This window comes from Microvirga sp. 2YAF29 (assembly GCF_052114605.1).
Classification (GTDB): domain Bacteria; phylum Pseudomonadota; class Alphaproteobacteria; order Rhizobiales; family Beijerinckiaceae; genus Microvirga.
The window spans coordinates 319,723-329,768 of sequence record NZ_JBFRFB010000005.1; the positions used below are offsets into that span (position 1 = coordinate 319,723).

The following is a 10,046-nucleotide window of genomic DNA, read 5'->3' on the forward strand; positions in this document are numbered from 1 at the left end:
CCGCCACGTTGCGGCGGACTAGGACACAGCTCTCCCGCGCGGTCAACGGTTTCGCGTCGCGGAGACGGCTTTGAGAGGGTCCCATGAGCGAGAACAACCCCGTCGAGGGTCTGCAGGAGGTGCGGGAGGCGATCCGCCGCGCCGCATCCGATTATGACCGCGATTCGGCTGGGATCACGCTGGTGGCCGTGTCCAAAACCTTTCCGGTGGAAGATATCGAGCCGGTTCTGGCTGCCGGTCAGCGGGTGTTCGGCGAAAACTACGTGCAGGAGGCCAAGGCCAAGTGGCCCGCCTTGCGTGAGCGTTTTCCCGACGTGGAGCTGCACATGATCGGCCCGCTTCAGTCCAACAAGGCCAAGGAGGCGGTAGAGCTTTTCGACGTGATCCACACCCTCGACCGGCCTTCGCTCGCCGAAGCGCTCGCCAAGGAAATCGCCAAGCAGGGCAGGGCGCCGCGCCTGCTGGTTCAGGTGAATACCGGTGAGGAATCGCAGAAGGGCGGCATCGCACCGGGGGGAGCGGATGGTTTTCTCGAAGCCTGCCGCACGAAATACGGCCTGACCATCGAAGGCCTGATGTGCATTCCGCCCGCCGAGGATCCGCCGTCACCGCATTTCGCGCTGCTCAACACCATCGCGAAAAAGCACGGTCTCAAAATGCTTTCCATGGGCATGAGCGCCGATTTCGACGCCGCGATCCAGCTCGGCGCCACCCATGTGCGCGTGGGCAGCGCGATTTTCGGAAGCCGTCCGAAGGCCGTCTGACTTTTCGAATTGCGCCGCAAGGGCATTACGGTTAAATTTCCCAACGATCCGCCACACCAACCACAGGAGGGCTGCATGTGTGAAGCGATGCATCTACGCATGTTCGGCCCCTGGCAGGCCCTGCAGCAGCTTGTTGCAGGGCGGACCATGACACGGATCTGACGCAAGGTTTTTGGTCGCTGAAAGCGACCCTCGCGTCCTCATCTCATTCTGGTCGGCTCTGAACGGCTCACCCGCGCTGAAGGCTTAAAAAGCCCGGCGCGTCTGACGTCACGTTCAAGACTTCGCGCCGCGTGCTTTGAATAAGCCGCCTCGCCTGCCAGAAGAGATCGATTATGGGCCATATCAGCCTTCGCAATGTCACCGTCCTCACGCCCGCTCCCCTGTTTCGCGACCTGAATTTCGTCATCGGCGAACGCGACCGCCTCGGCATCGTCGCTGGCAACGGCTCCGGCAAGACCACGCTTCTCAAATGCCTCGCAGGACTAGCCGAGCCGACGGAAGGAGAGGTCATCCATTCCCGCGGCATGCGCCTCGGCCTCGTCGAACAGGACGTGCCGGATGAACTTCTCGACCTGACCCTGTTCGACGCCGTGCTGAGCGGCCTTCCGGCTTTCGAACGCGAGGGTAATGAATGGCGCGCCGACATCGTGCTCGACGGCTTCGAAGCCCCGGAGGCGATGCGCCAAACCCCGATGCGTGCGCTCAGTGGCGGCTGGCAGCGTCTGGCGCTCATCGCGCGCACTTGGATCGCGGAACCGGACGCATTGCTGCTCGATGAACCGACGAACCATCTCGATCTCGAAAAGCTGCTGCTGCTGGAGCGATGGATCAATGAGACTGCCGGACAGATCCCGGTGGCGATCGTCAGTCACGATCGCGACTTTCTCGATTCCTGCACCACCAAAACCCTGTTCCTGCGGCCTGAAACATCCGTGGTCTTCGCGCACCCTTATCGCCGCGCCCGCGATCTCATGGAAGCGCATGACGAAGCGCAGGCGAACCAGAACGAGAAAGATCGGCGAGAGATCAAACGGTTGCGGCACAACGCGGGCGAGTTGCGCAATACCGGCATCAACAGCGGCAGCGACTTAGCGTTGACGAAGGCGAAGCAATTGAAGAAGCGCGCCGATGCGTTGGAGGATAATCTGCTGACGTTGCATCGCGAGCGTACGGGCGAAATCCGTCTCGGCAATCGCGGTACCCATGCACGGGTTCTGCTGGCATTGGAAAACATCACCATCACCAAGCCCGATGGCGAGAAGCTGTTCGACATCCGCAAGCTCGACGTGGAGCAGGGCGACCGCATCGTCGTGCTCGGGCGCAACGGAATCGGCAAATCGCAATTCGTGCGCATGCTGCAAAGGGCAATCACTCGCCCCGACGGCGTGTCCAGCATCCGCACCTCACCGACGCTTGTGCTCGGCTACACGGATCAGGATCTGTCGCAGATGCCTTCCAGCGAAACGCCGCATGGCTACATCCTCTCGGGCTTTCGCTTGGGTGATCAGCGCAGCACGGCTTTGCTGGCGGGCGCGGGCTTCTCGATTGAGCAGCAAAAGCGGCGCATCGGCACCCTGTCGCCGGGCCAGAAGGCGCGGCTCGGGCTGTTGGCCTTGCGTCTGACAGAGCCGAATTTCTACCTCATGGACGAGCCCACCAACCACGTGGACATTCCCGGCCGCGAGGCCCTGGAATCGGAAATTCTCGCCTCGGAAGCGACCGCGATCCTCGTCTCCCACGACCGCAGCTTCATCGAGGCCGTCGGCACGCGTTTCCTGCTGATCGAAGGACGCAAGGTGAGGGAGATCGACGCGCCGGAGGTGTTTTATGAGACGTTGAGGGCGGCGTAGGGGCGATTAGAATACTCCACCGTCATGGCCGGGCTTGTCCCGGCCATCCCGATCCGAAGAGCGCCGCGTTTCAAACAATCGGGATCACCGGCACATGGCCGGTGATGACGGATCGATCAGGATTGCGCGATCACCGCACCTGCTGGCGCATGGCCGCTTCGATCTTGCGGTCGGTGTTGAACTGGCTCAGCGCATAGACGGCCCAGATCGCCGCCGGAAGCCAGCCGATCACGGTGACTTGCAGGATCAGGCAGATCAGCCCCGCGAAGGGCCGGCCGATGGTGAAGAAGGTCAGCCAGGGCAGGATCAGGGCAATCAGGAGACGCATGGTCAGCAGGCCTTTCATTCCAAACTCGGCTTTAAATGGGATGACGGCATCCGGTTGCAAAGGCAGAACCCCTCTCCCGTGTGGGAGAGGTTAGTCCAGCGCTTTACTTTGAAAACGCTCATCCAGTCAGACCACCCCCACCCTAGCCCTCCCCGCAAGGGGGAGGGAAGCATGCGCCTTATCCTTGCTCGGACTCCTACGCCCTCTCACTATCCAGATGCGCCATCTGCATGGCCGGATAGCGCTCGCCCGCAGCTGCACCCTTCGGAATAACCTGCTCGATGGCGGCCATGTCCTCGTCCGTCAGCACCACATCGAGCGCACCAAGCGCCTCGCTCAACCTGTCGCGACGGCGGGCGCCGACGAGGGGCACGATATCCGCGCCTTTTGCCGCCACCCAGGCGATGGCGATCTGGGCGACGCTGACGCCCTTCGTGTCGGCCAGCTGCCGCAGGGCTTCCACCAGCTCCAGATTCTTCTCCACGTTGCCGTCCTGAAAGCGCGGGCTGTGGATGCGGAAATCGCCTTTGGTTTCCGTGCCTTTCTGCCAATGCCCGCTGATCAGGCCGCGCGAGAGAACGCCATAGGCTGTGATTCCGATGCCGAGTTCGCGGCAGGTGGGTAGAATGCTGTCCTCAGGCCCACGCGAGATGAGGGAATATTCGATCTGGAGATCGCAGATCGGATGCACGGCGGCGGCGCGGCGGATGGTGTCGGCGCCCATCTCCGACAGGCCGATGTAACGGACGTAACCCGCCTTCACCATGTCGGCGATGGCGCCGATGGTTTCCTCGATCGGAACGTCGGGATCGAGCCGCGAGGGGCGGTAGATGTCGATGTGATCGACGCCGAGGCGCTGCAGCGAATAGGCGATGAAATTCTTCACGGCTTTGGGCCGCGCATCGTAGCCCATCCAGTTTCCCGACGGCTCGCGCAGCGCACCGAACTTCACGCTGATCAGTGCCTGATCACGGTTGCGGCCGCGCAAGGCCTCGCCGATCAGCATCTCGTTATGGCCCATGCCGTAGAAGTCGCCCGTATCGAGAAGCGTGATTCCGGCGTCCAAAGCGGCATGGATGGTGGCGATGCTCTCAGGCCTATCAGCGAGGCCGTACATGCCCGACATGCCCATGCAGCCGAGACCGAGGGCGGAGACGCGTGGCCCGGCCATGCCCAATTGGCGAATGTCCATTGTTCGATTCCTTTGCGGCGAGCGGTGCATCGCTCATGAACGAACCATGCCACCTTCCGGTTCGTGCGATAATTCGTCATAACTGGAACAGGTTGTTTGGGATTTCGAACAATGGCTCAAGCCGATCTTGCCGATCTGGAAGTCTTTGCTGCCGTCGCCCGCGCGCGGAGCTTCCGTAGCGTGGCCCGCTTGCGCGGTGTTTCCGCCTCCACTTTAAGCGAGGCGTTGCGCCGGTTGGAAACGCGGCTCGGCGTGCGCCTTCTCAACCGCACCACGCGAAGCGTCACACCCACCGAGGCCGGGCAGCGGCTGCTGGAACGGCTGGCTCCCGCTTTGAGTGAAGTAAGCGCCGCGCTCGATGCGGTGAACGGCTTTCGCGACAGCCCGACTGGCACGCTCCGGCTCAATGTGCCCGGCGCAGTGGCGCGCCTGGTGCTCCCCCTGATCGTCGGGCCTTTCCTGAAGGCACATCCCGGCATCAGCCTGGAGATCATCACCGATGACAGCTTCATCGATGTGCTCGCAGCCGGTTTCGATGCAGGCATTCGCTATGACGAGCGCCTGGAGAAGGACATGATCGCCGTGCCCATCGGCCCGAGCGTCCAGCGCTTCGTAACGGCGGCATCACCGGCCTATCTCCCGCAGCACGGACGGCCTCGGCATCCGAGGGATCTTCTGCGCCATGCCTGCATTCGCCATCGCTTCGCGCATGGCGTCATGCTGCCCTGGGAATTCGAACGCGAGGGCGAGGTGTTGAAGATCAGCCCCGCAGGCCAGCTCATCGCCAACACTATCGATCTCGAAATCAGCGCGGCGATTCAAGGCCTTGGCGTGATCGGCACTTTTGAGGGCTTTCTCGAACCGGCGCTGAAAAGTGGCGACCTCGTGCCGGTTCTCGATGATTGGCAGCAGAGCTTTTCAGGCCCGTTCCTGTACTATCCAAGCCGCCAGCACATGCCCGCGCCGCTGCGGGCTTTCGTCGATTTCATCAAGGCTGGAAGAGAGCCATAACCCGCGCTCTCAGCAGATTCTCTTGAGCAACGCTTGCGCGAAAACCTCCGCGCTGCCGGGTGCGAATTCGCAATAGAGATAGGGATCGATCAGCTCCAGCTCCATCAGCATGAAGCCGTCAGGGCGCACCAGTCCATCGACACGGGCATAGAGCGGTGTTTCCTGCAGCACGTCGAGATAGCGTTGAGTTGCTTCAATGACTGCCTGATCTGGCTCGACCCGCTCGTAGGTGATTCCATGCTGTGGATTGGCGCGCCACTCACCAGCTTTTAACACGCGACGGACAGCATGGGAGAAGTGTCCATCGATGAAGGTGAATGTCGTCTCGCCAAGAGCGCTACAATCCTCTTGAAATTCCTGGAGCAGCACCTCGTTCTGTCCGACATCAAGGGACAATTGGGAGCGATCCCCTCTAACAAGTTTCTGAAGACCGTGCCCGCCTTGGCTCGAAACCGGCTTGAGCACCGCCGTGTGCCAGCCGTTTTCCTCCATCCGCTGCTCGACGGCCTCGCGGGTTGCATCCTGAAGATGAAAGGTTCGGGGAATGGCAAGCCCCGCTGCCGCCAGTTCCAGCAGATAGGTCTTGCGGAAATTCCAACGCAGAAGTTCTGTGCCGTTGATCAGCCTTGCGCCTCCGGCTTCCAGCGCCTCGATCCAGTCGAGAAAACGTTTCGGGTCGTCGTAATAATCCCAGCAGCACAGGGGCAACACGGCATCAGTCGCCGCAAAAGTTTCCAGCGGTGTCGTCTTCCAGGGCAGATAATCCGCCTTGGCGCCCGCCGACCTCAGGGCCTTGATCAGAGCCTCGAGATTGGGCGTCGGATGGGGGTATTCCGAACAAGTGGCGATAAGGATCATGGTTTATCCAACGATCTCGATCTGCGTCTTCGGACCGATCCGCTCCAGCAGGCGGCGGATCATGTGCCTGTCCACCGCTACGCAGCCCTCCGTCGGCAGAAAGCCCGGGCGGGCGATGTGGAGGAAGATGGCGCTGCCTCGGCCCTTGACGATCGGACCGCGGTTCCAGGCGATGTCGATCACCACGTCGTAGAGGTGATCATCCCGCCACATCTTTTCGTGGCTCGTGGGGCAGGGTAGGGGAACGAGGCGGTTGTAGCGCCGGTCGCGGGTGTCGTCGGACCAGCCGTAGCCTTGGCGGATGGGGCGGAGCCTCAATCCCGTACGGGGGCGGAGGCCGTGATCGGGCCGGTAGAAGGCCTGGAGCAGCCTGAACCGCCCCACAGGCGAGCCGCCATCGCCCTCACGCTTCGACCGGGTGGTGCCGGAGCGGCCAAGGGCGCAGGGAATCGTGAGATTGCCGGCCTTCAGCAACCCCCGCTTGTGGTCGAGCGGGGAACGGTAGACACGGATGACATTCGTGCGAGCGGGCTTCATACGCAGTGGAAGGGCAGGGGCCGCCCCTTGTTGTCAAGCTGGGAATGACTACTCTATGGATCCTAGCATGGTCCGAAAGTGCAAGGCTTGCCAGAGCAATAGGGCCACGCTTCAGGTTTTTCTGACGCAACCATCCGGGATCGAGGGACGCGGCCAGCCGCTTCCGAGGGAGAATTCCGGTGCTTGCGCTGTTTTTGATAATATTGAAGGGTTTGAGATGTCGAATGCCAGCCGCCTCCTCGTCGTGGATGACGATCAGGACCTGCGCGACACCCTCGCCGAGCAGCTGGGCCTCTATGAGGAATTCCAGGTGACCATCGTCGAGACGGCGGGCGGTGCCATCGAGGCGGTGAAGGGCGACCGGATCGACCTCGCCATCATGGATGTGGGCCTGCCCGACATGGACGGGCGCGATGCGGTCAAGGTCATGCGCCAGAACGGCTTCCGCAGCCCCATCATCATGCTCACCGGCCAGGACTCGGACAACGATACCGTCATGGGGCTTGAGGCCGGCGCCAACGATTACGTGATAAAGCCCTTCAAGTTCGCCGTGCTGCTCGCCCGCATCCGCGCCCAGCTACGCCAGTACGAGGCGAGCGAGGATGCGGTGTTCCAGATCGGGCCCTATATCTTCCGCCCCGGCTCGAAGCTTCTCACCAACGAGAAGGGCTCGAAGCTCAAGCTGACGGAAAAGGAAACCGCGATCCTACGCTATCTCTATCGCGCCGGTCAGGCGGTGGTGGGCCGCGATACGCTTCTGACCGAAGTGTGGGGCTACAATTCCAACGTGACCACGCATACCCTCGAGACGCATATCTACCGCCTGCGCCAGAAGATCGAGGCCGACCCGTCCAACGCCCGCATCCTGGTCACCGAGCCCGGCGGCTACAAGCTGATCCCCTGATCCATGGCTCTCGAAGACGATATTTCGGTTCTCGCCAAGGCGCCGCTTTTCAGCCTGCTGGAGCGTGATGCCCTGCGCCTCGTGGCCTTCGCCTCCGAGGCCCGCTCGCTCCGCGCGGGCGATGTGCTGTTCCGCAAAGGCGACCGCTCGGATGGTGGCTATGTGGTGAGAAGCGGCAGCCTCACGCTCGATTCCAGCGAGGACGGCTCCCCCGCCGCCTTCACGGCCGGCCCCAGCGCATTGATCGGCCAAGCCGCTCTCTTCACCCGCATCGCCCGCCCGGCCACGGCGACCGCCACCGAGGCCTCCACGGTCATCCGCGTGACGCCGAGCCTCATGCGCCGCGTGCTGGAAGAATTCCCCGATGCCGCCGCCGCCATGCAGGACGCCATGGCCGAAGAACTCGACCGGTTGAGCCAGGGCCTGGAGGGCGTGAGGCAGAAGCTGATCGCCATCGATGGCGAGGAGATTCCGGCGAAGGGGACTGATGAGGACTGAGTCTTAAAGCTCCAGCTCCACCGTTACCGGCGCATGATCCGAGGGGCGCTCCCAGCCGCGGGTTTCGCGGGTCACGTCCATGGAGCGCAGGCTGCCCTTGAGGGATTCGGAGAGCCAGATATGGTCGAGGCGCCGGCCCTTGTTAGCAGCGTTCCAGTCGGGCGAGCGGTAGCTCCACCAGGAATAGATCTTTTCGGGCTCTGGCCTTAGGACGCGCATGGCGTCGATCCAGCCGGCTTCCTGACGCAGCTCTTCCAGCGCCTGGGTTTCGATGGGGGTGTGGCTCACCACGTCGAGAAGCTGTTTGTGGCTCCACACGTCGTGTTCAAGCGGCGCCACGTTGAGATCGCCCACCAGGATCGCGGGTCCGGAAGTCGGCTTGGAGCGTCCGCCCCAGGCACGCATCTCGGCCATGAAATCGAGCTTGTGGCGGAATTTCTCATTGAGATCCGGGTCGGCGATGTCGCCACCAGCGGGTACATAGAAATTATGGATCGTGAGGCCAGACGCCGCCTTGGATTGCGGGCTCAAGGTGACCGTGATGTGCCGGGCGTCCTGGCGGCCGCACATCTCCATCACGCTGGTTTCCGAAAACGGATAGCGTGAAAGGATCGCCACGCCGTTATAGCCCTTCTGGCCCATATGAACGACGAAGGGATAGCCGAAGGCCTGCAATTCCTTGAGGGGCAGCTTATCGTTCGGGCACTTGGTCTCCTGCAGGCACAGGATATCGGGCCGCCGTTCCTTCAGGAAACGGCCGACTTGGTCGATGCGCAGGCGAACGGAATTGATGTTCCAGGTCGAGACGGTGAGTTTCACGAAAAAAGCCCCTCGGAAGATCTTTCCGGGCTACGACAGATTTGCGCCGGAGGGAAGCTCCAAGCGGCTACCTGTTATTGTTGCCGCCGATGATGGGCACGTAGTTGATGTGGAACATGCTCTGATCTATGGCGCGGCCTCTCTGGGCCTTGTTGAGCACGACGACCGTCTGGAAGCCCTGCGCATCCACGATGCGCCATTGGTTCAGGTTCTGAACATCCGCGTCGAAGAACAGGGTGATGCGGGAGGTGCCGGCGATCGTCGATGAATCTTCCAGGTTGATGCGCACCGCGTTTGGCTCAGCGGTGATGCCGGTGATCTTGATGTCCTGGCCGAGATTGACCTGCTCGCGCAGGAGGAATTTCAGCGGCGTCTGCGAGATCGAATAAAGATCCTGTGTCGCGAGCTTGCGGTCACGCACCGCCACCGAGCGTCCGTCGGCGATCACTTCCAGGTTTGAGGGCGCATCGTAATCGAAGCGCACCTTGCCTGGGCGCTGGAGAAAGAGGGTTCCGCCGATGCGCTGTCCATCGCCGCCGACCTGCGTGAAATCGGCGATGAGGGTGGTCAGCCCGGTGAAATAGGCGTTCGCCCGCTCCACGATGACGCTGTTCGACAGCGGCTCGCCCCGCGATACCGGACCCATGGCGGCGGTCACGATGGGGGTGGGCGCGATGGTGACAGTCTCAGGCTCCGCCGAGGCTGTCACGACAGGCCGCGAGGGCGGAAGCGGCGCGGTCGCCGCCAAGACCTGCTCCGCATTCACCGCCCGGGCGGGGGGTGCGGCAGGCGCGGTGGGCCGGGCATGCTGCGAATCAGTTTGCGAAGCGGCAGTCGGATGGAAGGCCGAGGTCGGCAGGGTATGAGCGGAGCCGCTGAAACCGCCCACAACAGGGCGCTTGGGCGGCAGGATCAGCTCCATCGGGAGGATTTGGGCTACAGCCGGAGAACCGACCGCAAGCGCGGACGCCACCGTGATCCAACCAGCTAACCGCGCAAAACGCATCCGAAACCTCTCCCGCGAACACTATGACCGCAGCTGCGCTACTTTGACAGCGTTCAAGAATGACGCAGGCCCGCGGCCAAGGTTCCGACGATAGAGGCTAATCCTCTGATTATTCGGGAGATTCAAGCAGGATTTCGCGTTTACCGGCATGGTTTGCGGGCCCGACGATGCCCTCGTTCTCCATCCGCTCCATCAGCGAGGCCGCCCGGTTGTAGCCGATCTGCAGCCGACGCTGGATGTAGCTCGTCGAAGCCTTCTTGTCCCGCAACACCACCG

General features: G+C 62.4%; 12 protein-coding genes. 5 read left to right on the forward strand and 7 right to left on the reverse strand.

Annotation, left to right across the window (positions count from 1 at the left end; translation table 11 throughout):
- Positions 1-83: 83 nt before the first annotated feature.
- Positions 84-764 (forward strand): YggS family pyridoxal phosphate-dependent enzyme, encoded by a 681-nt coding sequence (locus tag AB4Y85_RS09540; RefSeq protein ID WP_441984637.1) that lies wholly within the window; start codon positions 84-86, stop codon positions 762-764.
- A gap of 335 nt (positions 765-1,099) precedes the next feature.
- Positions 1,100-2,617, forward strand: coding sequence for an ATP-binding cassette domain-containing protein (locus AB4Y85_RS09545; protein ID WP_441984638.1), 1,518 nt, complete (start codon positions 1,100-1,102; stop codon positions 2,615-2,617).
- A 130-nt stretch (positions 2,618-2,747) separates the two neighbouring features.
- Here AB4Y85_RS09545 and AB4Y85_RS09550 read toward each other — a convergent pair whose 3' ends face one another.
- Positions 2,748-2,963, reverse strand: coding sequence for a YqaE/Pmp3 family membrane protein (locus AB4Y85_RS09550; protein WP_441984639.1), 216 nt, complete (start codon positions 2,961-2,963; stop codon positions 2,748-2,750).
- A gap of 178 nt (positions 2,964-3,141) precedes the next feature.
- Positions 3,142-4,137, reverse strand: a complete 996-nt coding sequence (locus AB4Y85_RS09555; RefSeq protein ID WP_441984640.1) for an aldo/keto reductase — start codon at positions 4,135-4,137, stop codon at positions 3,142-3,144.
- A gap of 111 nt (positions 4,138-4,248) precedes the next feature.
- On the opposite strand from AB4Y85_RS09555, the gene AB4Y85_RS09560 reads away from it, so the two are divergent.
- Positions 4,249-5,148, forward strand: a complete 900-nt coding sequence (locus AB4Y85_RS09560) for a LysR family transcriptional regulator (protein WP_441984641.1) — start codon at positions 4,249-4,251, stop codon at positions 5,146-5,148.
- Between the two features lie 9 nt (positions 5,149-5,157).
- Here the strand turns inward: AB4Y85_RS09560 and AB4Y85_RS09565 are convergent, their stop codons facing one another.
- On the reverse strand, positions 5,158-6,006 hold the full coding sequence (locus AB4Y85_RS09565; RefSeq protein ID WP_441984642.1) for an ATP-grasp domain-containing protein: 849 nt from the start codon (positions 6,004-6,006) through the stop codon (positions 5,158-5,160).
- A gap of 3 nt (positions 6,007-6,009) precedes the next feature.
- Positions 6,010-6,543 (reverse strand): L,D-transpeptidase family protein, encoded by a 534-nt coding sequence (locus tag AB4Y85_RS09570; protein ID WP_441984643.1) that lies wholly within the window; start codon positions 6,541-6,543, stop codon positions 6,010-6,012.
- A gap of 217 nt (positions 6,544-6,760) precedes the next feature.
- Between AB4Y85_RS09570 and AB4Y85_RS09575 the strand changes: the two genes are divergently transcribed.
- Complete coding sequence (locus AB4Y85_RS09575) at positions 6,761-7,447, forward strand: response regulator transcription factor (protein WP_441984644.1); 687 nt, start codon at positions 6,761-6,763, stop codon at positions 7,445-7,447.
- Positions 7,448-7,450: 3 nt separating this feature from the next.
- Positions 7,451-7,945 (forward strand): cyclic nucleotide-binding domain-containing protein, encoded by a 495-nt coding sequence (locus AB4Y85_RS09580; RefSeq protein ID WP_441984645.1) that lies wholly within the window; start codon positions 7,451-7,453, stop codon positions 7,943-7,945.
- A 3-nt stretch (positions 7,946-7,948) separates the two neighbouring features.
- Here the strand turns inward: AB4Y85_RS09580 and xth are convergent, their stop codons facing one another.
- The 3 genes from xth to AB4Y85_RS09595 form a co-directional block, all read right to left on the reverse strand.
- The gene (xth, locus tag AB4Y85_RS09585) at positions 7,949-8,764 is read right to left on the reverse strand and encodes an exodeoxyribonuclease III (protein ID WP_441984646.1); all 816 of its coding nucleotides are present in this window, start codon (positions 8,762-8,764) and stop codon (positions 7,949-7,951) included.
- Positions 8,765-8,831: 67 nt separating this feature from the next.
- Entirely contained in the window at positions 8,832-9,770 is a 939-nt protein-coding gene (locus AB4Y85_RS09590) for an outer-membrane lipoprotein carrier protein LolA (RefSeq protein WP_441984647.1), read from the reverse strand.
- A 109-nt stretch (positions 9,771-9,879) separates the two neighbouring features.
- A partial coding sequence (locus AB4Y85_RS09595) for a DNA translocase FtsK (RefSeq protein ID WP_441984665.1) occupies positions 9,880-10,046 on the reverse strand: 167 nt, incomplete at its 5' end.

Excerpts from the sequence above, each read along its gene's own strand:
- AB4Y85_RS09590 (WP_441984647.1), bottom strand. The coding sequence starts at position 9,770 with ATGCGTTTTGCGCGGTTAGCTGGTTGGATCACGGTGGCGTCCGCGCTT.
- AB4Y85_RS09565 (WP_441984642.1), bottom strand. The coding sequence starts at position 6,006 with ATGATCCTTATCGCCACTTGTTCGGAATACCCCCATCCGACGCCCAAT.
- AB4Y85_RS09550 (WP_441984639.1), bottom strand. The coding sequence starts at position 2,963 with ATGAAAGGCCTGCTGACCATGCGTCTCCTGATTGCCCTGATCCTGCCC.
- AB4Y85_RS09575 (WP_441984644.1), top strand. The coding sequence starts at position 6,761 with ATGTCGAATGCCAGCCGCCTCCTCGTCGTGGATGACGATCAGGACCTG.
- AB4Y85_RS09545 (WP_441984638.1), top strand. The coding sequence starts at position 1,100 with ATGGGCCATATCAGCCTTCGCAATGTCACCGTCCTCACGCCCGCTCCC.
- AB4Y85_RS09540 (WP_441984637.1), top strand. The coding sequence starts at position 84 with ATGAGCGAGAACAACCCCGTCGAGGGTCTGCAGGAGGTGCGGGAGGCG.
- AB4Y85_RS09560 (WP_441984641.1), top strand. The coding sequence starts at position 4,249 with ATGGCTCAAGCCGATCTTGCCGATCTGGAAGTCTTTGCTGCCGTCGCC.
- AB4Y85_RS09555 (WP_441984640.1), bottom strand. The coding sequence starts at position 4,137 with ATGGACATTCGCCAATTGGGCATGGCCGGGCCACGCGTCTCCGCCCTC.
- AB4Y85_RS09570 (WP_441984643.1), bottom strand. The coding sequence starts at position 6,543 with ATGAAGCCCGCTCGCACGAATGTCATCCGTGTCTACCGTTCCCCGCTC.
- AB4Y85_RS09580 (WP_441984645.1), top strand. The coding sequence starts at position 7,451 with ATGGCTCTCGAAGACGATATTTCGGTTCTCGCCAAGGCGCCGCTTTTC.